A 22,682-nucleotide genomic window follows, 5' to 3' on the forward strand; every position below is an offset into this window, starting at 1 on the left:
ACTCAGGCACAAAGAACCAAGCCCTGGCCGCGCGTCAGATCGCCGTAGCCCCGCCATCCACCGCCAGCGCATGGCCGGTGGTGAAGGCCGCACCGTCGCAGCACAGATACAGCACCGCCGCGGCGATTTCCTCGACCTTACCGATGCGCCCAACCGGGTGCATGGCCGCCGCGAACTCGGCCTTCTTCGGGTCGGCCTCATAGGCGCGCCGGAACATGTCGGTGTCGATCACCGCCGGGCATACCGCGTTGACGCGGATTTTCTTCTTCGCATACTCGATGGCGGCGGATTTGGTCAGGCCGATCACCGCATGCTTGGAGGCGCTGTAGATGCTCATCTTCGGCGCGGCGCCGAGGCCCGCGACCGACGCGGTGTTGACGATGGCACCGCCACCCTGGGCCAACAGCAGCGGCAGTTGGTACTTCATGCACAGCCACACGCCTTTGACGTTGACGCCCATGATCGCGTCGAATTCCGCCTCGCTGCCCTCAGAAAGCCGGCCCTTCTCGATCTCGATGCCGGCGTTGTTGAAGGCATAGTCCAGGCGACCGTAGGCCGCGACCACGCCGTCCATCAGCGCCTTGACCTCCGCGTCCTTGGTCACGTCGCAGCGGATAAAGGTCGCTTCGCCACCGGCTGCGCGGATCGATGCAACCGTGCCTTCGCCGCCCGCGGCATCGACATCGGAAACCACTACCTTGAGGCCTTCGGCTGCGAAAGCCTGTGCGCTGGCGCGGCCAATACCGGCGGCACCGCCAGTTACCAGGGCAACCTGGCCGGAGAAGGTCATGCTCATCTATCAGTCCTCTGAAGCAGTGGGGGGGGTGGATTCGCGTTCAGTCTAGCCACGCCGAAGAATGACGTGGCAGCACTATTACGAGCCGCGCTATGAGCTTATCCAAAAAAATGATAAAGCCCCGGATCACTTCATCATCCAGATGGATAAAGCCCCATTCCGCAACTCGCCAAGCCTTGCTCGATGGCCCGCAGAGGTTTATCACCGAGGCTTTCCCGCCATTGAGTGCCTGCCATGCCTGTCCAGCTCAACCGTCAGTTCCTCCTCGCACAGCGCCCAGTCGGTCTGCCGAGCCGCGAAACCTTCAGCTATGTGGAAAACCCGCTGGGCGAGCCTGGCCCCGGGCAAATTCTGGTCAAGAACGAATACCTGTCCCTCGATCCGGCCATGCGCGGCTGGATGAACGATGCCAAGTCGTATATCCCGCCGGTCGCTATCGGCGAAGTGATGCGCGCGCTGGGCGTCGGCAAAGTCATCGCCTCGCAGCACCCGAACTTCGCGGTTGGCGACTACGTCAACGGCGCCCTGGGCGTGCAGGACTACTTCCTCGGTGAGCCGAGAGGCTTCTATACCGTCGACTCCAGCCGCGCCCCGCTGCCACTGTACCTCTCGGCCCTGGGCATGACCGGCATGACCGCCTACTTCGCCCTGCTCGACGTCGGCCAGCCGAAAGCCGGTGACACCGTGGTGATTTCCGGCGCCGCTGGCGCGGTCGGCAGCGTGGTCGGGCAGATCGCCAAGATCAAAGGCTGCCGGGTGATCGGCATCGCCGGTGGGACGGAGAAATGCAAACTGCTGATCGACGAACTCGGCTTCGACGGCGTCATCGACTACAAGAACGAAGACCTTCACGCCGGCCTCAAGCGCGAGTGCCCGAAAGGTGTCGATGTGTATTTCGATAACGTCGGCGGCGACATCCTCGACGCCGTGCTAACCCGCATCGCCCCCAAAGCCCGCATAGTCATCTGCGGCGCCATCAGCCAGTACAACAACAAGGAAGCGGTGAAAGGCCCGGCCAACTACCTCTCGCTGCTGGTCAACCGCGCACGCATGGAAGGCTTTGTGGTGATGGACTACGCCGCGCAATTCGCCGACGCCGCGAAAGAAATGGCTGGCTGGATGGCCAGCGGCCAACTGAAGAGCAAGGAAGACATAGTCGAAGGCCTGCAAACCTTCCCGGAAACCCTGTTGAAACTGTTCAGCGGGGAGAACTTCGGCAAACTGGTGTTGAAAGTCAGCTAAACCCGCGCGGCAAACAAAAAGGGCAGTCTGCGAGAGACTGCCCTTTTTTATTCAACCGGAGCCTTACAGCCCGATTACTTGTATTTAGCGTGAAACGCCTTGATCGCCGCCTCGGGCTTCTTCTCTTCCTTGGCCAAGACATAAACGATACGTTCGCCTTTAGGCCCACCGCCGACTTCTACATAGCTAAAAGTGGGCTCGCCAATCTTGGCCATGTCGACCATGTCACCGTAACGGCTGAACACATAGATCACCTGTTCTTCGCGAATCTCGCCATAGAAGGGGTAGGCCGGAGCCATACTGACATTCCACAAGCGACTGGCCGCGATGGCATCCAAGCTTTTGCTTTGATCTTCGGCGGCCAATGCCAAAACGATGCTGCGGTCGAAGTTATCTTTCTTGTCCAGCGCCTTGGTGTAGGGCGCTTTGCCGGTTTGCAGGAACTGGCTGAACACCGCGTAATCATCGAACAGGTACAACTCAGTTTCCGTACGAACCTGATACCAATCCGTATTGTTCTGCACCACGTCCACGGCTTTGCTACTCGCTGGCTTGCTAGCAGTCGCAGCGGTGGGCGTATTCGTACTGCACGCGGCGATTGCTGCGGCGAGCAATGCGATGGATACGGGTTTGATGAAACGCGGTTTGATGAAAGACATAGCAACTCCTGCTCAAGAAAACACTGGCTTGCAAAACTGCCTGAGTTCCGTGACGGAGGAATTAAATCTTTATGTAGGATTGATGACAGCCCCTGTTGTGCCGGAGCTCCCGCCTGCGCGGGAGCCCCGCGCCAGGCTTATGCCAGTTCCGCGACCACTGCCGCCAAGGCCTGCGCCGGGTTGGCGGCTTGGCTGATGGGGCGGCCGATCACCAGATAGTCGGAGCCGGCCTCCAGCGCCTGACGGGGCGTGAGGATGCGGCGCTGGTCGTCCTGCGCACTGCCGGCGGGCCGAATCCCCGGAGTGACCAGTTGCAGCCCCGGGTACGCGGCTTTCAGCGCCTGCGCCTCCTGGGCCGAACACACCAGGCCATCCAGCCCGGCTTTGGCCGCCAGACCGGCCAAACGCAGCACCTGCTCCTGCGGCTCGATATCCAGGCCGATGCCGGCCAGATCCTCGCGCTCCATGCTGGTCAGCACGGTGACGCCGATCAGCAGCGGCTTCGGCCCAGTGAACTTATCCAGGGTTTCGCGGCACGCGGCCATCATCCGCAGGCCACCGGAGCAGTGCACGTTGACCATCCACACGCCCATCTCCGCCGCCGCCTTCACCGCCATCGCCGTGGTATTCGGGATGTCGTGGAATTTCAGGTCGAGGAATACGTCGAAACCCTTGTCGCGCAAGGTCGTGACTATGTCCGAGCCGCAACTGGTGAACAGCTCCTTGCCGACCTTGACCCGGCACAGCCGTGGGTCCAGCTGATCGGCCAGCTGCAACGCGGCTTCGCGAGTGGGGAAATCCAGGGCGACGATGATAGGAGTCTGGCAGGCGGGCATGGTCGGGCTCTCAGGCAAGTCGAAATCGGCGCGCATTGTAGCGCAAGCGCCCGCCTCCCGCCTCCGCCTGGGTGGCGTGGCTGGCGTGGCTGGCGGGAATGGCGGGCCAGCGGCTCGACTGCGCACGCCGGCTTGGCCAAGCCTGGGTCGGAGCGGGCATACTGGCCTAAATTTCCGCCTATCACTCGGTGTTCAGTTTCCCCGCATGCGCATTCACGTCACCTTTATCGACCGCGTCGGTATCACCCAGGAAGTGCTCGCCCTGCTCGGCGGGCGCAACCTCAATCTGGACGCGGTGGAGATGATCCCGCCCAACGTCTATATCGACGCCCCGACCCTCAGCCCGAACGTGCTGGAAGAACTGCGCACGGCCTTGCTCGGCGTGCAGGGGGTGGAGGACGTGCATGTGGTGGACATCCTCCCCGGCCAGCGGCGGCGCCTGCAACTCGATGCCCTGCTGGCCGCCATGGCCGACCCGGTGCTGGCGGTGGATGACTCCGGCCATGTGCTGCTGGCCAATCCGGCGTTGATCGCCCTGTGTGGCCGCGAACCCGCCGGCGAGCCGCTGGCGGCGCTGTTCGACGATCCGGCCCTGCAACGCACGCTGATCGAGCACGGGTTTCGCCTGCCGCTGCGCGAGGTCTCGCTCAAGGGCCAGGCTCTGCTACTCGATGCCATGCCGATCAGCGAAACGGGCGAAAAGGCTGGAGAGGGCAACCAGCCACTGGCCGGCGGCCTGCTGACCCTCTATGTGCCGAACCGCATCGGTGGCCGCCTGGCCGCCCTGCACCACGACCATGCCGAGGGCTTCGACGCCCTGCTCGGCGACTCGCCGCCGATCCGCACCCTCAAGGCCCGCGCCCAGCGCGTCGCCGCCCTAGACGCGCCGCTGCTGATCCAGGGCGAAACCGGCACCGGCAAGGAGCTGGTGGCGCGCGCCTGCCACGCCCTCAGCACGCGGCGCGACGCGCCCTTCCTGGCCTTGAACTGCGCGGCCCTGCCGGAGAGCCTGGCCGAGAGCGAGCTGTTCGGCTACGCCCCGGGGGCCTTCACCGGCGCCCTGCGCGGCGGCAAACCCGGCCTGCTGGAGCTGGCCAACCAGGGCACTGTGTTCCTCGACGAGATCGGCGAGATGTCGCCCTACCTGCAGGCCAAGCTATTGCGATTCCTCAGCGATGGCTGCTTCCGCCGGGTCGGCGGCGACCGCGAAGTGCAGGTCGACGTGCGCATCCTCAGCGCCACCCACCGCGACCTGGAGAAGATGGTCGGCGCCGGCAGCTTCCGCGAAGACCTGTTCTACCGCCTCAACGTGCTCAACCTTCAGGTGCCGCCGCTGCGCGAACGCGGCCAGGACATCCTGCTGTTGGCGCGTTACTTCATGCAGCAGGCCTGCACCCAGATCCAGCGCCCGCCCTGCCGCCTGGCCCCGGGCACTTACCCGGCGCTATTGGGCAACCGCTGGCCGGGCAACGTGCGCCAACTGCAGAACGTGATCTTCCGCGCCGCCGCCATCTGCGAGAATCCCCTGGTGGACATCGGCGACCTGGATATCGCCGGCACCGCCGTGGCGCGTCAGGGCGACGGCGAAGTGAACAGCCTGGAAGAGGCCGTCGAAGGCTTCGAGAAGGACCTGCTGGCCAAGCTCTACAGCAGCTATCCCTCCAGCCGGCAACTGGCCGCGCGCCTGCAGACCTCCCACAGCGCCATCGCCACCCGCCTGCGCAAATACGGCATTCCCGGCAAGGGCTGAGTTCCTGGCCACAGACCAAGCGGCCCCTATTGGCCGCGGTGACCGGCCCGCAAGGCATGCGTTAACGGGCTATTGGACAGCGGCCACTGCCGGTCGTAGCCCTTCTACTCTAGGTTTCCCTCGCGCTGAACAGCTTCGTCGGCTTAAACCCCGACATTCCGTTTCGGCGAACTTGTCCGCTGGCGAGTTTGCCAATTCTCGGCAAGACCGACTGGCGCAGCGGACTCGGGCAAGAGCCGACGCCCGCGCACCAGATCGGCGGCGCGCTCGGCGAGCATGATGGTCGGCGCGTTGAGGTTGCCGTTCGGCTCGGTGGGGAACACCGAGGAGTCGATCACCCGCAAGCCCTCGATGCCGCGCACCCGCAGCTGGGAATCGACCACCGCCATCTCGTCCTCGCCCATGCGACACGAACCGCAGGGGTGGTAGGTGCTCTCCAGGTTGGCGCGGACGAAGGCGTCGATCTCCGCGTCGCTGTTCACCTGCGGGCCGGGGGCGATCTCGCCGTCGCGGAAGCGGTCCATCGCCGGCTGGCCGATGATCTCGCGGGTCAGGCGCACGCAACGGCGGAAGCCCTCGCGGTCCTCCTCGCGTTGCAGATAGTTGAAGCGGATCTCCGGATGCTCGTAGGGGTCCGCCGAGCGGGCCCGCACATGGCCGCGGCTCTTGGGTTTGTTCGGCCCGGTGAGGACCATGAAGCCGTGGCCCTTGATCGGCTTCTTGCCGTCGTAGCGCATCGCCGCGGGGAGGAAGTGGAACTGGATATCAGGCCAACGCAGCCCCTGCTCGGAGCGGATGAAGCCGCCGGCCTCGAAGTGGTTGGTGGCCCCCAGGCCGTCCTTGAACAGCAGCCAGCGCAGGCCGATCAGCAGCTTGCTCAGCGGGTCCATCTTGCTGTTCAGGGTCACCGGCTCCTTGCAGCCGAACTGGATGTAGATCTCCGCGTGATCCTGCAGGTTTTCCCCCACCCCAGGGAGTTCGTGGCGGACTTCTATTCCGGCCTTCCTCAGCACCTCGAGCGGACCGATGCCGGAGCGTTGCAGCAGGTGCGGCGAGCCTATGGGCCCGGACGCCACCAGCACTTCCCGGTTGCAATAGACCTTGCGGGTTTCGCCCTCGCAGTCGTATTCGACGCCCACCGCGCGCTGGCCTTCGAGGATGATCCGGCGGGTCATCGCCTGGGTCACCACGGTCAGGTTCGGCCGCCCCATGGCCGGCCGCAGGTAGGCGTTGGCGGTGGAGCAGCGCACGCCATTCTTCACCGTCATGTGCATGGCGCCGAAGCCTTCCTGCATGAAGCCGTTGGTGTCCTCGGTCTTGATGTAGCCGGCCTCGGCCCCCGCCTCGACCCAGGCGCCATACAGCGGGTTCTGCATGTTGTTGCCGTTGTTGGTGTGCAGCGGGCCGGCATCGCCTCGATAGGCGTCGCCCCCCGCCTCGTAGCACTCGGCCCGCTTGAAGTACGGCAGACAATTGCGGTAGCCCCAGTCGCGGGCGCCGAGCTCTTCCCACTCGTCGAAGTCGTAGGCATGGCCGCGGATGTAGACCAGGCCGTTGATCGACGAGGAGCCACCCAGCACCTTGCCCCGCGGGCAGTGGATCCGCCGCCCATCGAGATAGGTCTCTGGCTCGGTCTCGTAGCGCCAGTTGTACTTCTTGGTATTCATCGGCATCGAGAATGCGCTCGGCATCTGGATGATCACGCTGCGATCGCTGCCGCCGTACTCCAGGACCAGGACGGAAGTGCCGGCATCCTCGCTCAGGCGGTTGGCCAGCACGCAACCGGCGGAGCCCGCACCGATGATGATGTAGTCAAAACGCTTAGTCATTGCTGTAACTCCGCGCATTCAGGTCGAGAGTCCGGGTCTTGCCGGTCTTGCTGTTCGGGTAGGCGCCCCAGCCCATGCGCTCCGCCAGCACGCGGGTCAGCACGTAGTGGACGACGCCGGCGAGCAGGCAGGACGGCAGCGAGGCGCTGACGAAGGTGAACAGCGTGGTGTTGGCCAGCGTCTGTGGGTTGAACACCAGCACGTAGATGCCGAAGCCGAGTGCCAGCGCCACCAGGGCGATGGGGTTGAAGCCCTTCCAGTAGCGATAGGGCGACTGCTGCTCGGGCGCGTACAGGTGGCGCAGGTTCATGCGCTGGCGGCGCAGGAAGAAGTAGTCGGCGATGCCGATGCCGGCCAGGGCACTGTTCAGGGCCGAGGTCCAGACCAGGAAGATGAAGAAGCCATCGTAGATACCCGGCGCGAAGCAGACGATCAATGCCGGCACCACGCAGAACAGCGCCACCAGCAGCTCCCAGTTCATCTCCCGGAGCTTCTTCCCGGCGAGCTGACGCAGGCCGACTATCGAGGTGTAGAGGATGTTGATCATGCTGGTCACGTTGGCGAAGGCCACGAACCCCAGGGCGATGACACCGAAGGCGATGCCGCCGATATGGGTCATCCACACGGTCGGGTCACTGTTGCCGAGCGCGGCGGCGGCCAGCAGGCCGACCACCTCGCCCAGTGCTGCGGCGCCGAAGATGCCGATGATGTTCGGCCAGAACGCCGTCCTTTCGTTCTTGCTCAGGCGCGCCAGGTTGCCGACGTAGGGCCACCAGGAGAAGCCCGCCGCCATGTTCACTTCGACCGCGATCATGAAGTTGACGCGTTTATCCGGGAACGGCGCATCCAGTGCCGGCATTGCCATCAGCTCGGCGAAGGAGTGTTTGCTGAGGATCATGTAGAGCATCACGCCCATGATGATCACCAGCGCCGGCGCGACTATGGTGTTGAACACCTTGATCGAGGTGGGCCCCTTGGCGACCACGAAGCCGGTCAGCAGGATGGCAACGAAGCCCGCGGCCAGGACCAACATTCCGTTCGGATCGGTCTGGTGTTCTGCGACCAGCCCGGCCAGCCCGTCGATCGAGCGCCCGAACATCAGCCCCAGCACCGCCAGCCAACCCATGGTCAGGAACACCACCGCCAGCACATAGACCAGGCGGCTGCCATTGCTGCCGAACATGCTGCGCAGGAAGGTGAACTGCTCGGTGCCATACTTGCCACACGGCACGCAGGTGGCGAAGGTCGCCAACAGCACGCCGAAGATGTTGCCGATGACGATGGCGGCGATGCCCTCCATGGGGCCGACGAACAGCGCCGTGGCGCCACCGATCAGGAAGGCCCAGGTGGCGATGGCCAGGGCCGAGTTGGCGTAGGTGAACTCCCAGAAGCCCCACATCCGCTCCGTGGGTAACAGCGGGGTATCACCGCGTTCAGCCTCGAGGCTGTGATCGACTTGCTCATGCTTGGCCATGGTTCAGTACCCCCATAGGTAGAAGCCGGCGACCAGCACCAGCGTCATCAGGGTGATAGCGGTGTAGTCGGTGGCATTTAGCGCCCCCGGCCAGTCGTTGCTGTTCTCCAACTCCTCATAGACGCGGATGCGTCTTTCCAACTCTTGCGCTCTTGCGATGTCCGCTTGGCTGTTCATCTGGCATAACCTCATCTGGTTCTTGTTGTGAGCTACGCGATGCATCCCGGCATATCGACGTTCTGTCGTGCTGCAGGTGAGTGGACTGCCCCGTCTCTCAGGGCAGTGTGATCCACACCGCCTTGGTCTCCAGCAGGTGATCGAGTTGTTCGGCACCCAGGTCCTTGCCGAACCCGGACTGTTTGTAGCCGCCAAACGGCATGGCCGGATCGATGGTGCTGTGGGCATTGACGTACACCGAGCCCGCGCGCAACCGCGGGATCAAGCCGTGCACGCGGCCCAGGTCGTTGGAGTAGAGCGCGGCGGCCAACCCGTAGGGCGAGTCGTTGGCCAGGCGCAGCGCCTCGTCTTCATCGTCGAAGGGCGCGGTGACCAGCACCGGGCCGAAGATCTCCTCCTGGACGATGCGCATGTCGTTGCGGCAATGGGCGAAGATGGTCGGCTCGACGAAGTAGCCGGGGCCCTCGATAGGCTGGCCGCCGTAGACCAGCTCGGCGCCCTCGCGTTTGCCGGTTTCGATGTAGCCCAGCACCCGCTCCTGCTGCTGCTTCGATACCAGCGGGCCAATAAAGCAGTCGGGATCGAGGCCGGGCGCGATTTTCAGGGTGCGCGTGTAGGCGACCAACTCACGCAGGAATTCGTCGTAGATGCTGCGATGGATATAGGCGCGGGTGCCGGCATCGCAGACCTGCCCGGAGTTGAAGAACACCCCGTTGGCCACCGCCTGGGCGGCGGCCTTGATGTCGGCATCGTCCAGCACTATGACCGCCGACTTGCCGCCCAGCTCGAGGGTCAGCCGCTTCATCTGATCCATAGCAGACTTGCCGACCGTGCAGCCGACCGGGGTCGAACCGGTGAAGCTGAGCTTGTCGATCCCTGGGTGCGTGGCCATCGCCGCACCGACCAGGCTGCCGCGCCCGGTGACTATGTTGACCACCCCGTCCGGGATGCCGGCTTCCTGCACCAGCTCGGCGAAGCGCAGCGCCGACAGCGAGGTCAGCTCGGCCGGTTTGACCACCACGGTACAGCCGGTGGCCAGGGCGGCGCCGAGCTTCCAGGCCATGGTCTGCAATGGGAAGTTCCACGGCACTATGGCGCCGACCACGCCCACCGGCTCCTTGCGCGTATAGGCCAGGTAGTTGCCCGGTAGCGAGGGCTCGACGGTGCGCCCGTGGATCTTGGTGGCCCAGCCGGCGAAATAACGGAAGCAGTCGACGGTGCCCTGGATATCGACGTCGCGCGCCTGGGCGGCGGATTTGCCCATGTCGATCGACTCGATTTCGGCCAGCTCGGCGGCGTTGGCCTCGATCAGGTCGGCCAGACGCTGCAGCAGGCGCTCGCGCTCCAGCGGCTTGAGCAGGCGCCAGGCGCCACCGTCAAACTGTGCACGGGCGGCTTGCACGGCGCGATCGAGATCGGCCGTGGTGCCCATGGGGATACGGGTGAGCAGGCCCTCGGTCGAGGGCTCGATCACCTCGGCGCTGCCGCCGTCGCTGGCATCTACCCACATGCCGCCGATGAACATCTTCTGCGCCTTGGCGAGGAACCGCTGGGTGGCCTTGGATACCCCGAACTTCTGCAGGTACTGCTTAACGATTGTGTCCACTGTCATGCCCTCTGGTTAGCGCGTGCCTGGGCGCGCTCGTGGAAGATGAAACCGATGCTGTTCAGCAGCAGTTGCGCGGCGAGAATCGAGGTGACACCCGCCGGGTCGTAGACGGGCGCGACCTCGACCAGGTCCATGCCGATGATCTTGCCTTTGCTGCGTTTGGCCAGGGCCTGGATGATTTCCAGCACCTCGTAGTAGAGGAATCCACCGTGACTGGGCGTGCCCGTGCCGGGCGCGATGGACGGGTCGAAGCCATCGATGTCGATGGTGATGTAGTAGTCGATGCCTTGCGGAATCAGCTCCAGCACGCCCTCGGTGCCGAGGCGGCGGACATCCCGTACCGAGAGGATCTTCGAGCCGGCGCCACGGGCGGCCTCGTAGTCATCGCGATTGGAGGAGGACACGTTGCGGATGCCCATCTGGGTCATGCCGACTATGTGGTTCATTTCCGAGGCGCGGCGCAGCGGGTTGCCATGGCCATAGCGCACGCCATGGCGCTCATCGACGAAATCCAGGTGCGCATCGAAGTGGATGATATGGATCGGCCCGCGCCCCTCGAACGCCTTGATCACCGGCGCGTGGACCGAGTGGTCGCCGCCGAGCACCACCGGCATGGCGCCGGCTTCGAGAATCTTGCGCACGGCGAACTCGGTGTTCGCGTTGCTCGTGGCCATGTCGGTATGCACGATATCGGCGTCACCGACGTCCACCATGCGCAGGTCCGACTCGGTCAGGTACATGACATCATCTTCGTGGTCATAAGCCCCGGCGTGGCCGAAGGAGAACAGCGTCGATGCCTCGCGAATCCCACGCGGTCCGAAGCGGGCGCCGGAACGCCACTGAGTACCCATGTCGTTGGGCGCACCAAGGATGGCCACGTCCGCATCGAGCGCATCCCAATCGGTGCAAACTGGGGATTTGGCAAAGGTGCAGTGACCTACGAACGGCAGGTTCAAGCGACCCGATTCATAACCGTGCTTCGACATGCTCATGCTTCTCCACTTCTTGTTATCGGCGAGGGGCGGAGCTAATAAGCGACCGCCGTTGAAGTGACTATGGGCGCAGGTTTTCATGGAAAAAATGCTAAACATCAGATACTCATATCGGCATTACCGATGCATCAACGGGCGGGAGGTTTGGGGTGATTCAGCTGCACGATGTCGACCTGAAGCTACTCAGGGTCTTCGCCACTATCGTCAAGTGCGGGGGATTTTCCGCCGCGCAGGCGGCCTTGAATGCCGGCCAGTCGACCATCAGCGAGCAGATGACCCATCTGGAAACCCGGCTCGGGGTCAAGCTCTGTGAGCGCGGCCGCAGTGGCTTTCGCCTGACCGAGCAAGGCGTGGCTATCCATGAGGCCACCCAGCGCCTGTTATCGGCAGTGGAGAACTTCTGCATGGATGCCGATGTGCTCAAGCAGTACATCACCGGCAAGCTCAACCTCGGCATCATCGACAGCACCATCAGCGACCCTGACTCGCCCCTGCCGAAGACCACCCAGCGCTTCGTCTCCAGGGGGCACGACGTGCACCTCAACGTCTATGTCGGCTCCCCCGCGGAACTGGAGGAGCGCGTGCTCGACGGCCGCCTGCACCTGGCCATCGGGCACTTCCCCATCCACGTGCCCGGTCTGTCGTACCTACCGCTGTATCAGGAGGCGCTCGGGCTGTATTGCGGTCGGCGCCATCCGCTGTTCGGCAGCCAGGCCGAGGATGCCGAGCTGCTCGAGGAGATCGGCAGCAGCCGTATAGTCGCCAGGGGTTATATGCAGCAGTACGACCTGGAGCATCTGGGCGTCAGCAAGGCGGCGGCTACGGTAGACAACATCGAGGCCCTGGCCATCCTGATCATCTCCGGGGCCTACATCGGCTTTCTGCCCGTGCACTTCGCCACCCAGTGGGTGAGGACCGGCGACATGCAGCAATTGGGGCCGGAGAGCCTGCGCCTGATGTCGCCCTTCGACGCGATCACTCGTCGCGGCGTGGCCCCACCGCCGATTCTCCGGGCCTTCCTCGAGGATCTGGCGGCCTGTTCCCACAACCCGCTTCGCGCCTGAGCCCCGCTGCGCGCCCGCCGTCAGGCAAGCGCGGAAACCGCACCACAAGCTGTCGGCTGCCCCCTGCACCTGGCCAGGGCTGACCACGGCGCTTGCCCCTGCGCCCCTAGGTTGGCGCCGAGCCCAGCGCAGCCGAACAATAGCTTCCAGCACACAAGCATTCCGACACTGTATTTAAATCAATACAGCGTATCGAACTCCAGACAACGAGCCCTAACCAGCGCCCTCCGTGGTCTTGCCCACCGCAAAGCTTGTTCGGCTCGGACATCTGTATTGAATTCACTACGGGAAACGACCACTCGCCGCCACAAATACAGGCTAACTATTTGATTATTAAAGAATAAATACAGATGGCACCACACTTGCTATGGACCCTTCAGCACCGCTCGCTGCCCGGCACGAGCACCCGAATCATCGTCTGGCACAAGAACCGGGCGAGTCATACCCGTTGAGGAGTTCACATGAGCGAATTGCGTTTTACCGTCGATCACGAATGGCTGCGTCTGGAGAATGATGGTCTGGTCACCGTTGGCATCACGCCCTTCGCCCAGGAAGCGCTGGGCGACGTGGTCTTCGTGCAGCTGCCGGAACTCGGCGCACACAGCGCCGGCGCGGAAGTCGCGGTACTGGAATCGGTGAAAGCCGCCAGCAACATCGCCATGCCGCTGGACGGCGAAGTGGTCGAAGTGAACCAGGCACTGGAAGACTCCCCCGATCTGATCAACGAGGACGCTCTCGGCGCCGGCTGGTTCTTCCGCATGCGCCTGGCCGACACCAGCCAGCTGGCCGAGCTGCTCGACCAGGCCGGCTATGAAGCACTCATCAAAGCCAACGGCTGAGGACCGACCATGACCATCAACACCTCCTTCCTCGGCACCGCCAACGAATTCATCGCCCGCCACATCGGCCCGCGTGACGCCGATGTACAGGCGATGCTCGACCTGCTCGGCTTCGCCGACCTCGAAGCCCTGAGCGCCAGCGTCATCCCCGACAGCATCAAGGGCACCAGCGTGCTCGAGATGGGCGCCGGCCAGAGCGAGGCCGACGCCCTCGCCGCGATCAAGGCCATCGCCAGCAAGAACCGGCTGTGCAAGACCTACATCGGCCAGGGCTACTACGGCACCCACACGCCCTCGCCGATCCTGCGTAACCTGCTGGAAAATCCCGCCTGGTACACCGCCTACACCCCGTACCAGCCGGAAATTTCCCAGGGCCGCCTGGAAGCCCTGCTGAACTTCCAGACCCTGATCAGCGACCTCACCGGCCTGCCGATCTCCAACGCCTCGCTACTCGACGAAGGCACCGCCGCCGCCGAGGCCATGACCTTCTGCAAGCGCCTGGCGAAGAACAAGGCCAGCAACGCCTTCTTCGCATCAAAGCACTGCCACCCGCAGACCCTCGACGTGCTGCGCACCCGCGCCGAGCCGCTGGGCATCGAAGTGGTGGTCGGTGACGAGCGTGAAATCCTTGATGCCAGCGGCTACTTCGGCGCCCTGCTGCAGTACCCGGCGAGCAATGGCGACATCTTCGACTACCGCGAGCTGGTCGCGCGCTTCCACGCAGCTGGCGCCCTGGTGGCGGTGGCCGCCGATCTGCTGGCCCTGTGCCTGCTCACCGCGCCCGGCGAGTTCGGCGCCGACCTGGCTATCGGCAGCGCCCAGCGCTTCGGTGTGCCGCTGGGTTTCGGTGGCCCGCACGCCGCCTACTTCGCCACCCGCGACGCGTTCAAGCGCGACATGCCGGGCCGCCTGGTCGGCGTCTCCATCGACCGCCACGGCAAGCCGGCCCTGCGCCTGGCCATGCAGACCCGCGAGCAGCACATCCGCCGCGAGAAGGCCACCAGCAACATCTGCACCGCGCAGGTCCTGCTGGCCAATATCGCCAGCATGTACGCCGTCTACCACGGTCCGCAGGGGCTGACCCGCATAGCCCAGCGCGTGCACCAGCTCACCGCGATCCTCGCCCAGGGCCTGGCCAAGCTCGGCCATGCCGTTGAGCAGCAAAGCTTCTTCGACACCCTGACCGTCGCCAGCGGCAGCCAGACCGCCGAACTGCACGCCAAGGCCCGCGCCGCGCAGATCAACCTGCGTGAAGTGGATGGCGGCCGCATCGGCCTGTCCCTCGACGAAACCAGCAGCCAGGCCGACATCGAGCAGCTCTGGGCGCTGTTCGCCGAAGGCCAGGCGCTGCCGGACTTCGAGGCGCTGGCCGCGAGCATCCCCAGCCGCCTGCCGACCGCGCTGCTGCGTGAGTCGGCAATCCTCAGCCACCCGGTATTCAACCGCTACCACTCGGAAACCGAGCTGATGCGCTACCTGCGCAAGCTGGCCGACAAGGACCTGGCGCTGGACCGCAGCATGATCCCGCTGGGCTCCTGCACCATGAAGCTGAACGCCGCCAGCGAGATGATCCCGGTGACCTGGGCCGAGTTCGGCAACCTGCACCCCTTCGCCCCGGCCGAGCAGAGCCAGGGCTACCAGCAGCTCACCGACGAGCTGGAAGCCATGCTCTGCGCCGCCACCGGCTACGACGCCGTGTCGCTGCAGCCCAACGCCGGCTCCCAGGGCGAATACGCCGGCCTGCTGGCGATTCGCGCCTACCACCACAGTCGTGGCGATGAGCAGCGCGACATCTGCCTGATCCCCTCCTCCGCCCATGGCACCAACCCGGCCACCGCCAACATGGCCGGCATGCGCGTGGTGGTCACCGCCTGCGACGCCCGCGGCAACGTCGACATCGCCGACCTGCGCGCCAAGGCCGAGGAGCACAAGGAGCGCCTCGCCGCGCTGATGATCACCTACCCGTCCACCCACGGCGTGTTCGAGGAAGGCATCCGCGAGATCTGCGCGATCATCCACGACAACGGCGGCCAGGTGTACATCGACGGCGCCAACATGAACGCCATGGTCGGCCTCTGCGCCCCGGGCCAGTTCGGCGGCGACGTCTCGCACCTGAACCTGCACAAGACCTTCTGCATCCCCCACGGCGGCGGCGGTCCGGGCGTCGGCCCGATCGGTGTCAAGGCGCACCTGGCGCCCTTCCTCCCCGGCCACGCACAGATGGCCCGCAAGGAAGGCGCGGTGAGCGCCGCGCCGTTCGGCAGTGCCAGCATCCTGCCGATCACCTGGATGTACATCCGCATGATGGGTGGCGCCGGCCTGCGCCGTGCCTCGCAGCTGGCGATCCTCAACGCCAACTACATCGCCCGCCGCCTGGAGGAGCACTACCCGGTGCTCTACACCGGCAGCAACGGCCTGGTGGCGCATGAGTGCATCTTGGATTTGCGCCCGCTCAAGGACAGCAGCGGCATCAGCGTCGACGACGTGGCCAAGCGCCTGATCGACTACGGCTTCCACGCGCCGACCATGTCCTTCCCGGTGGCCGGCACCCTGATGATCGAGCCGACCGAGAGCGAATCCAAGGAAGAGCTGGAGCGCTTCTGCGACGCCATGATCCGCATCCGCGAGGAAATCCGTGCCGTTGAAACTGGCGAGCTGGACCCTGAGGACAACCCGCTGAAGAACGCGCCGCACACCGCCGCCGAACTGGTGGGCGACTGGACGCATCCGTACAGCCGCGAGCTGGCCGTGTACCCCAGCGCCAGCCTGCTGGAAGCCAAGTACTGGCCACCGGTCGGTCGCGTCGACAACGTCTTCGGCGACCGCAACCTGGTCTGCGCCTGCCCGTCCATCGAGGCCTACCAGGAGGCCTGACCTCCCGCACAGCGCCCCGCGCCCGTGAAGGGCAAAGGGCGCCCGACCAGAACAACAGAGGATTGCGCAATGTTCAGCAAGCACGACCAGATCCAGGGCTACGACGACGAACTGCTGGCGGCGATGAATGCCGAGGACGCGCGGCAGGAGCACCACATCGAGCTGATCGCCTCGGAGAACTACTGCAGCCAGCGGGTGATGGAGGCCCAGGGCAGCGGGCTGACCAACAAGTACGCCGAGGGCTATCCGGGCAAGCGCTACTACGGCGGCTGCGAGTACGTCGATGTGGTCGAGCAGCTGGCCATCGACCGCGCCAAGCAGCTGTTCGGCGCCGATTATGCCAACGTCCAGCCGCACTCCGGCAGCCAGGCCAACGCCGCGGTCTATCTGGCCCTGCTGCAAGCCGGCGACACGGTGCTGGGTATGAGCCTGGCCCACGGCGGTCACCTGACCCACGGCGCCAAGGTCAGCTTCTCCGGCAAGCTGTACAACGCCGTGCAGTACGGCATCGACAGCGTTACCGGGCTGATCGACTACGACGAGGTCGAGCGCCTGGCCGTCGAGCACAAGCCGAAGATGATCATCGCCGGCTTCTCCGCCTACTCCAAGACTCTGGACTTCCCGCGCTTTCGCGCCATCGCCGACAAGGTCGGCGCCTATCTGTTCGTCGACATGGCCCATGTCGCCGGGCTGGTGGCTGCCGGTCTGTACCCGAACCCGCTGCCCTTCGCCGATGTGGTCACCACCACTACCCACAAGACCCTGCGCGGCCCGCGCGGCGGCCTGATCCTGGCCAAGGCCAACCCGGAGATCGAGAAGAAGCTCAATGCCGCGGTCTTCCCCGGCGCCCAGGGCGGCCCGCTGATGCACGTGATCGCCGCCAAGGCCGTGTGCTTCAAGGAGGCGCTGGAGCCAGGCTTCAAGGCCTACCAGCAGCAGGTGATCGACAACGCCCAGGCGATGGCTAAGGTCTTTATCGAGCGTGGCTACGACGTGGTCTCCGGCGGTACCGACAATCACCTGTTCCTGGTCAGCCTGATCCGTCAGGGCCTGACTGGCAAAGACGCCGACGCCGCCCTCGGTCGTGCCGGGATCACGGTGAACAAGAACGCCGTACCGAACGACCCGCAATCGCCGTTCGTCACCTCGGGCCTGCGCATCGGCACCCCGGCGATCACCAGCCGTGGTTTCAAGGTCGCCCAGAGCGTCGAGCTGGCGGGCTGGATCTGCGACATCCTCGATCACCTCGGCGATGCCGATGTCGAGGCACAAGTCGCCCGGCAGGCCGCCGCGTTGTGCGCCGACTTCCCGGTCTATGCTGATTAAGAGCTTCTGCTCGGCGCTCCCGTTTGCGCGCGCATTTCCCTCTCCCTCCAGAAGAGAAGCCGCAGCTGGGGAAGCCCGACGAAGCATCGGAGATAACCATGTCACTCAGCGTTTTTGATCTGTTCAAGATCGGTATCGGCCCGTCCAGCTCGCACACGGTCGGCCCCATGCGCGCCGCCGCGCGCTTTGCCGAAGGCCTGCGCCGCGACAATCTGCTGCAGGCCACGACAACGGTAAAAGTCGAGCTGTACGGCTCCCTCGGCGCCACCGGCAAGGGCCACGGCAGCGACAAGGCGGTGCTGCTCGGCCTGGAAGGTGAACACCCGGACACGGTGGACACCACCAGCATCGGCGCGCGGTTGGAGGCTATTCGCAGTGCCGGCCAACTCAATCTGCTGGGCGAGCGGCCGATTCGCTTCGTCGAGAAAGAACACCTGGCGATGATCCGCAAGCCGCTGGCCTTCCATCCCAACGGCATGATCTTTCGCGCCTTCGATGCGGCCGGCCTGCAGATCCGCAGTCGCGAGTACTACTCGGTCGGTGGCGGTTTCGTGGTCGACGCGGACGCCGCCGGCGCCGACCGCATAGTCGAAGACCGCACGCCCCTGACCTACCCGTTCAAGAGCGGCCAGGAACTGCTGGCCCACTGTGTCGAACAGGGCATCTCCTTCAGCCAGGTGATGCTCACCAACGAGTCCGCCTGGCGCCCGGAAGCGGAAACCCGCGCCGGCCTGCTGCGGATCTGGCAGGTGATGCAGGACTGCGTCGAGGCCGGCTGCCGCAACGAGGGCATCATGCCCGGCGGGCTCAAGGTCAAACGCCGGGCCGCGGCCCTGTATCGGCAACTCTGCCAGCACCCGGAAGCCGCCCTGCGCGATGTGCTGTCGGTGCTCGACTGGGTCAACCTCTACGCCCTCGCGGTCAACGAGGAAAACGCCAGCGGCGGCCGGGTGGTCACCGCGCCGACCAATGGCGCCGCCGGCATAGTCCCGGCGGTACTGCACTACTACACGCGCTTCATCCCCGGAGCGAACGACGACGGCGTGGTGCGTTTCCTCCTCACCGCCGCGGCGATCGGCATTCTCTACAAGGAAAACGCCTCGATCTCCGGGGCCGAAGTCGGCTGCCAGGGCGAGGTCGGCGTGGCCTGCTCGATGGCGGCCGGGGCACTCTGCGAAGTGCTCGGCGGCACCCCGCAACAAGTGGAGAACGCCGCGGAAATCGGCATGGAACACAACCTCGGGCTGACCTGCGACCCGATCGGCGGGCTGGTGCAGGTGCCCTGTATCGAACGCAACGCCATGGGCTCGGTGAAGGCGATCAACGCCGCCCGCATGGCCCTGCGCGGCGACGGCCAGCACTACGTCTCGCTCGACAAGGTGATCCGCACCATGCGCCAGACCGGCGCCGACATGAGCAGCAAATACAAGGAAACCGCCCGTGGCGGCCTGGCCGTGAACATCATCGAATGCTGATTCCGTAGGGTGCGCCCTGCGCACCACAGCCATTTATCATCGGTGCGCACGGCGCACCCTACTGGAGAAATTTGCATGTCCACCGAAACCCTCGCGAAAACACCGCTAGACGCCCTGCACCTGGAACTCGGCGCACGCATGGTGCCCTTCGCCGGTTACTCCATGCCGGTGCAGTACCCCCTCGGTGTACTCAAGGAGCACCAGCACAGCCGCGACCAGGCCGGCCTGTTCGATGTCTCGCACATGGGCCAGATCATCCTGCGTGGCGAAGGCGCCGCCAAGGCCCTGGAAGCCCTGGTGCCGGTCGACATCATCGACCTGCCGGTGGGCCTGCAGCGCTATGCCCTGTTCACCAACGAGGAAGGCGGCATCCTCGACGACTTGATGGTGGCCAATGCCGGCGACCACCTGTTCCTAGTGGTCAACGCGGCCTGCAAACACCAAGACCTGGCCCGCCTGCAACTACAGCTGGCCGGCCAGTGCGAAGTCGAAGCGCTGTTCGACCGCGCCCTGCTCGCCCTCCAGGGCCCGTCCGCGGTCGAGGTGCTGGCGCGCCTGGCGCCACAAGTCGCGCAGATGACCTTCATGCAGTTCGCCCACGTCAAGCTGCTCGGCATCGACTGCTTCGTCAGCCGCTCCGGCTACACCGGCGAGGATGGCTTTGAAATCTCCGTCCCGGCCGAGCACGCCGAAACGCTGGCGCGCAGCCTGCTGGCCGAGCCGGAAGTGCAGCCGATTGGCCTCGGTGCGCGTGACTCGCTGCGCCTGGAAGCCGGCCTGTGCCTCTACGGCCATGACATGAACAGCAGCACCACGCCGATCGAAGCGGGCCTGGGCTGGGTCATCTCGAAAGCTCGTCGGGCCGGCGGCGCGCGTGCCGGCGGCTTCCCCGGCGCCGAGCGCATCCTCGCGCAACAGCAAGACGGCGTAGCGAGCAAACGCGTCGGCCTGCTCCCGCAGGAGCGCACACCGGTGCGTGAAGGCTGCGAAATCGTCGATGCCGACGGCACGCTGATCGGCCAGGTCTGCAGCGGCGGCTTCGGCCCGACCCTGGGCGCGCCGCTGGCCATGGGTTATCTACACAGCACCCACGCCGCGCTGGATACCCCCGTGTGGGCGGTTGTGCGCGGTAAGCGCGTGCCGATGAAGGTGGCGAAGACGCCGTTCGTGCCGCAACGCTACTACCGCAGCTAAATCGCAACGAGTTTCTCTGGGTCCCCGCGCAGGCGGGGACCCAACAAACAGCGACCTACGCCGTCAGCCGCTCGCGCAGGCGCCCCAACATGCCGAGCAAACTCCCCACCTTCTCGCTCTCGCGCTCATCCTTGGGTATTGCAGCCACCCGACCCACCACCCGCGCAGGCTCTGCCCGCCAGATCGACGCCTGCTCCGCCGCCGCTTTCAGGCCCTTTTCGAACAAGCCGCGGCGAATCGGTTTGGGCAGGTAACGAAAGATCTGCGCCTCGTTGATCAACTTCAACAGCGCCTGGGTATCGCAGAACGGCGTGACCACCAGGCTGAGCAAACGCGGATGGGCCTGGGCCAGGCTTTTCAGCAAGGGCGCGGTGTCTTCACCGGCCAGTTTAAGGTCGCTGATCAACAGCTGTACCGGCTCCAGGTTCAGCAGCGCCAGGGCTTCGGCCAGGCTGCGTGCGCGCAGCAGGCGGTGGCCGCCAGCGCGGCAAAAGTCGTCGACGCAGGCCAGCGTGTCGGCATCCTCATCCAACAGCAGCACATTCAGCGGCGCAGACACTTCGCTGGTCGCGGCCGTCACCGGCGCTTGCGCCTGGCGCGCGGCAATTTCGGCGGCCTGGCGCAGGGTGAAGGCCATTTCCTGCTGATCCCAGGGTTTGGTCAGGTAACGGAAAATCCCGCCGCTGTTCAGCGCTTCGACGGCCGCATCCAGATCCGAGTAGCCGGTGAGCAGAATCCGCAGGGTTTCCGGCGCGATCTCTCGGGCCTGCGCCAGCAGTTGCGCGCCACTCATCTGCGGCATGCGCTGGTCGCTGACGATGATATGCACCGGCTCGCTTTTCAGGCGTTCCAGGGCGCGGTGCGGATCGCTCTCGGTCAACACCTCGTATTGGCGCCGGAACTGCAGGGCGAGGCTGCGCAGGATGCGCTCTTCGTCGTCGATAAAGAGGATGCGGATCGGCTGGCTCATCTCAGGCGCTCCATTTCAGTTCGGCGGCTTGCGCGCGCGGCAGGCGGAGCAAAAACCGCGTACCACGCCCCGGTTCCGAGACGACGCGGATCAGGCCGCCGTGGTCTTGGATGATCTTGAAGCTGATCGACAGGCCCAAGCCGGTGCCCTGCCCGACTGGCTTGGTGGTGAAGAACGGATCGAAGATCCGCGCCAGCACCTCCGGCGGCATGCCGCGGCCATTGTCCTGGACCGAGACGAACACCGCCGCCTCGTCGGCCCAGGTTTTCAGCTGAATCTGGCCGAAACCGTCGATCGCCTGGGCGGCATTGGTGAGCAGGTTGAGCAACACCTGGTTGATCTGCGAAGGCGCACAGGCAATGCGCGGTAGCTCGCCGAGTTGCGAGACCACTTCGGCCTTGTCCTTGATGCTGTTGCGGGCGATCACCAGCGCGCTGCGGATGCAGTCGTTGAGGTCGACTTCTTCGCTCATGGCGCGATCCAGGCGGGCGAAATCCTTGAGGCCGACGACCAATTCGGCAATCTGCCCCAGGCCATACAGGGTGTCGCCGAACAGCTGGCTCAAGTCCTCCACCAGCAACTCCGGCGCGGCCTGCTCGCGAGCGCTGGCGGCCTGTTCCAGCGCCTGCGCCAAGCGGGCCTCGGTGCAGGCCGGGTCGTTCAGGCAAGCGGCCAGGGCGGCCTGGGTCTCGGCCAACAGAAACAGCGGCGCACTCAACTCACGCAGCAGTTCGACGTTGTTTTTCACGTAGCCCAGCGGGGTGTTCAACTCGTGGGCGACGCCGGCGACCATCTGCCCGAGGGAGGCCATTTTTTCCGATTGCACCAGTTGGGTCTGCGACTCCTTGAGATCGACCAAGGCCTTGCGCAGCACCGTGTTGCGCTGGGCGATGCGCGCTTCCATGGCCTTGAGCAGGTCGAGCACCGTGCCGATACCCTGGTAGCGACCCGCTGCATCGACCAGGATGAAGTCTTCGGTGATCGGATATTGCAGCTGGCCGGTGATCTGCTTGGCCGCGTCGTCCAGGCTGGTGTCCAGGCTGACCACCAGTGGCGCCGGGTTCATCACCTCATGGATCGGATGGCGGCCGCGCAGGTCGCGACCGAAGCGCTGCATGAAGATGTCCTGCAGCTTGGAACGGCTGACTAGGCCCACCGGGCGCTCGGCAGCGTCGACCACCGGCAGGGAGAGAAAGGCCTTGTGTTCAGGCGTCAGCAAACGGTCGGCCACATCGCTGATGCTCATGCTGGACAAGAGTGGCGCGACCGGTTTGAGCAGGCGACTTAGAGCAGTTGGAGCACTGGGAGCACTGGCGGCGATCATTGGCGAACACTTCCCGGAGTAAGGAGTCGGCCATTCAAACAGTGCCAAGTTGCCAGCATGTGACAGCTGTCACGTCTGCCCAACGTTTTGCTGCTTCAGTCATCAGTTGGTCACGCCGTTCCAGGCTGCTGCGGCGCAGCGGTTGATACTGGATAGGCAATCCGGTGTTGGTTTTTAGTTCCGAGTCATTGGCCGTTTTGCGTGCCGACTGGACGCTTGGTTTCGCCCTGCTGGGCGAGTTTCTTTTGGCAT

At 64.9% G+C, this 22,682-nt stretch carries 18 protein-coding genes; 8 read left to right on the forward strand and 10 right to left on the reverse strand.

Annotation, left to right across the window (positions count from 1 at the left end):
* Positions 1-34 precede the first annotated feature (34 nt).
* Positions 35-796: an SDR family oxidoreductase gene (locus FFS12_RS11075; protein ID WP_137886878.1), complete on the reverse strand. Its 762-nt coding sequence runs from the start codon at positions 794-796 to the stop codon at positions 35-37.
* A gap of 234 nt (positions 797-1,030) precedes the next feature.
* Here FFS12_RS11075 and FFS12_RS11080 point away from each other — a divergent pair, with 234 nt between their 5' ends.
* Positions 1,031-2,038 carry an NADP-dependent oxidoreductase gene (locus FFS12_RS11080; protein WP_137886879.1) on the forward strand — a complete coding sequence of 336 codons (1,008 nt, stop codon included), beginning with the start codon at positions 1,031-1,033 and terminating at the stop codon, positions 2,036-2,038.
* A gap of 74 nt (positions 2,039-2,112) precedes the next feature.
* On the opposite strand, the gene FFS12_RS11085 is transcribed toward FFS12_RS11080, so the two are convergent.
* The gene (locus FFS12_RS11085; protein WP_137886880.1) at positions 2,113-2,697 is read right to left on the reverse strand and encodes a hypothetical protein; all 585 of its coding nucleotides are present in this window, start codon (positions 2,695-2,697) and stop codon (positions 2,113-2,115) included.
* Positions 2,698-2,834: 137 nt separating this feature from the next.
* Positions 2,835-3,533: an orotidine-5'-phosphate decarboxylase gene (pyrF, locus tag FFS12_RS11090; RefSeq protein ID WP_171011861.1), complete on the reverse strand. Its 699-nt coding sequence runs from the start codon at positions 3,531-3,533 to the stop codon at positions 2,835-2,837.
* A gap of 205 nt (positions 3,534-3,738) precedes the next feature.
* Here pyrF and FFS12_RS11095 point away from each other — a divergent pair, with 205 nt between their 5' ends.
* Positions 3,739-5,283, forward strand: coding sequence for a sigma-54-dependent transcriptional regulator (locus FFS12_RS11095; protein ID WP_137886882.1), 1,545 nt, complete (start codon positions 3,739-3,741; stop codon positions 5,281-5,283).
* Positions 5,284-5,426: 143 nt separating this feature from the next.
* Here the strand turns inward: FFS12_RS11095 and betA are convergent, their stop codons facing one another.
* The 5 genes from betA to speB form a co-directional block, all read right to left on the reverse strand.
* Positions 5,427-7,112 carry a choline dehydrogenase gene (betA, locus tag FFS12_RS11100; RefSeq protein ID WP_137886883.1) on the reverse strand — a complete coding sequence of 562 codons (1,686 nt, stop codon included), beginning with the start codon at positions 7,110-7,112 and terminating at the stop codon, positions 5,427-5,429.
* Positions 7,105-8,586, reverse strand: coding sequence for a cytosine permease (locus tag FFS12_RS11105; protein WP_137886884.1), 1,482 nt, complete (start codon positions 8,584-8,586; stop codon positions 7,105-7,107). Before FFS12_RS11105 ends, betA begins: the two co-directional genes overlap by 8 nt.
* 3 nt (positions 8,587-8,589) lie before the next feature.
* Positions 8,590-8,763, reverse strand: a complete 174-nt coding sequence (locus tag FFS12_RS19915; protein WP_171011862.1) for a hypothetical protein — start codon at positions 8,761-8,763, stop codon at positions 8,590-8,592.
* A 97-nt stretch (positions 8,764-8,860) separates the two neighbouring features.
* Positions 8,861-10,369, reverse strand: a complete 1,509-nt coding sequence (locus FFS12_RS11110; RefSeq protein WP_137886964.1) for an aldehyde dehydrogenase — start codon at positions 10,367-10,369, stop codon at positions 8,861-8,863.
* 2 nt (positions 10,370-10,371) lie between these two features.
* A complete protein-coding gene (gene speB / locus FFS12_RS11115) occupies positions 10,372-11,358 on the reverse strand; it encodes an agmatinase (protein WP_137886965.1) in 987 nt (328 codons plus the stop codon).
* Positions 11,359-11,513: 155 nt separating this feature from the next.
* On the opposite strand from speB, the gene FFS12_RS11120 reads away from it, so the two are divergent.
* The 6 genes from FFS12_RS11120 (at position 11,514) to gcvT (ending at position 20,136) form a co-directional block, all read left to right on the forward strand.
* Positions 11,514-12,428, forward strand: coding sequence for a LysR family transcriptional regulator (locus FFS12_RS11120; RefSeq protein WP_137886885.1), 915 nt, complete (start codon positions 11,514-11,516; stop codon positions 12,426-12,428).
* Positions 12,429-12,889: 461 nt separating this feature from the next.
* A complete protein-coding gene (gcvH, locus tag FFS12_RS11125) occupies positions 12,890-13,267 on the forward strand; it encodes a glycine cleavage system protein GcvH (RefSeq protein ID WP_137886886.1) in 378 nt (125 codons plus the stop codon).
* 9 nt (positions 13,268-13,276) lie between these two features.
* The gene (gene gcvP, locus FFS12_RS11130) at positions 13,277-16,141 is read left to right on the forward strand and encodes an aminomethyl-transferring glycine dehydrogenase (protein ID WP_137886887.1); all 2,865 of its coding nucleotides are present in this window, start codon (positions 13,277-13,279) and stop codon (positions 16,139-16,141) included.
* 69 nt (positions 16,142-16,210) lie between these two features.
* Positions 16,211-17,467, forward strand: coding sequence for a serine hydroxymethyltransferase (gene glyA, locus FFS12_RS11135; protein ID WP_137886888.1), 1,257 nt, complete (start codon positions 16,211-16,213; stop codon positions 17,465-17,467).
* A 98-nt stretch (positions 17,468-17,565) separates the two neighbouring features.
* Complete coding sequence (locus FFS12_RS11140; protein ID WP_137886889.1) at positions 17,566-18,942, forward strand: L-serine ammonia-lyase; 1,377 nt, start codon at positions 17,566-17,568, stop codon at positions 18,940-18,942.
* Between the two features lie 75 nt (positions 18,943-19,017).
* Positions 19,018-20,136, forward strand: coding sequence for a glycine cleavage system aminomethyltransferase GcvT (gcvT, locus tag FFS12_RS11145; RefSeq protein ID WP_137886890.1), 1,119 nt, complete (start codon positions 19,018-19,020; stop codon positions 20,134-20,136).
* 55 nt (positions 20,137-20,191) lie between these two features.
* Here the strand turns inward: gcvT and FFS12_RS11150 are convergent, their stop codons facing one another.
* Together FFS12_RS11150 and FFS12_RS11155 are read right to left on the reverse strand one after the other, a co-directional pair.
* Positions 20,192-21,106 carry a response regulator gene (locus FFS12_RS11150; RefSeq protein ID WP_137817811.1) on the reverse strand — a complete coding sequence of 305 codons (915 nt, stop codon included), beginning with the start codon at positions 21,104-21,106 and terminating at the stop codon, positions 20,192-20,194.
* Between the two features lies 1 nt (position 21,107).
* Complete coding sequence (locus FFS12_RS11155) at positions 21,108-22,430, reverse strand: ATP-binding protein (RefSeq protein ID WP_137886891.1); 1,323 nt, start codon at positions 22,428-22,430, stop codon at positions 21,108-21,110.
* Positions 22,431-22,682: the final 252 nt, after the last annotated feature.

It is taken from the genome of Pseudomonas sp. 2FE, assembly GCF_005503735.1.
GTDB lineage: Bacteria > Pseudomonadota > Gammaproteobacteria > Pseudomonadales > Pseudomonadaceae > Aquipseudomonas.

Excerpts from the sequence above, each read along its gene's own strand:
- glyA (WP_137886888.1), top strand. The coding sequence starts at position 16,211 with ATGTTCAGCAAGCACGACCAGATCCAGGGCTACGACGACGAACTGCTG.
- gcvT (WP_137886890.1), top strand. The coding sequence starts at position 19,018 with ATGTCCACCGAAACCCTCGCGAAAACACCGCTAGACGCCCTGCACCTG.
- FFS12_RS11095 (WP_137886882.1), top strand. The coding sequence starts at position 3,739 with ATGCGCATTCACGTCACCTTTATCGACCGCGTCGGTATCACCCAGGAA.
- FFS12_RS19915 (WP_171011862.1), bottom strand. The coding sequence starts at position 8,763 with ATGAACAGCCAAGCGGACATCGCAAGAGCGCAAGAGTTGGAAAGACGC.
- FFS12_RS11080 (WP_137886879.1), top strand. The coding sequence starts at position 1,031 with ATGCCTGTCCAGCTCAACCGTCAGTTCCTCCTCGCACAGCGCCCAGTC.
- FFS12_RS11140 (WP_137886889.1), top strand. The coding sequence starts at position 17,566 with ATGTCACTCAGCGTTTTTGATCTGTTCAAGATCGGTATCGGCCCGTCC.
- speB (WP_137886965.1), bottom strand. The coding sequence starts at position 11,358 with ATGTCGAAGCACGGTTATGAATCGGGTCGCTTGAACCTGCCGTTCGTA.
- FFS12_RS11150 (WP_137817811.1), bottom strand. The coding sequence starts at position 21,106 with ATGAGCCAGCCGATCCGCATCCTCTTTATCGACGACGAAGAGCGCATC.
- betA (WP_137886883.1), bottom strand. The coding sequence starts at position 7,112 with ATGACTAAGCGTTTTGACTACATCATCATCGGTGCGGGCTCCGCCGGT.
- pyrF (WP_171011861.1), bottom strand. The coding sequence starts at position 3,533 with ATGCCCGCCTGCCAGACTCCTATCATCGTCGCCCTGGATTTCCCCACT.
- FFS12_RS11155 (WP_137886891.1), bottom strand. The coding sequence starts at position 22,430 with ATGATCGCCGCCAGTGCTCCCAGTGCTCCAACTGCTCTAAGTCGCCTG.
- FFS12_RS11085 (WP_137886880.1), bottom strand. The coding sequence starts at position 2,697 with ATGTCTTTCATCAAACCGCGTTTCATCAAACCCGTATCCATCGCATTG.
- gcvH (WP_137886886.1), top strand. The coding sequence starts at position 12,890 with ATGAGCGAATTGCGTTTTACCGTCGATCACGAATGGCTGCGTCTGGAG.
- FFS12_RS11105 (WP_137886884.1), bottom strand. The coding sequence starts at position 8,586 with ATGGCCAAGCATGAGCAAGTCGATCACAGCCTCGAGGCTGAACGCGGT.
- FFS12_RS11075 (WP_137886878.1), bottom strand. The coding sequence starts at position 796 with ATGAGCATGACCTTCTCCGGCCAGGTTGCCCTGGTAACTGGCGGTGCC.
- gcvP (WP_137886887.1), top strand. The coding sequence starts at position 13,277 with ATGACCATCAACACCTCCTTCCTCGGCACCGCCAACGAATTCATCGCC.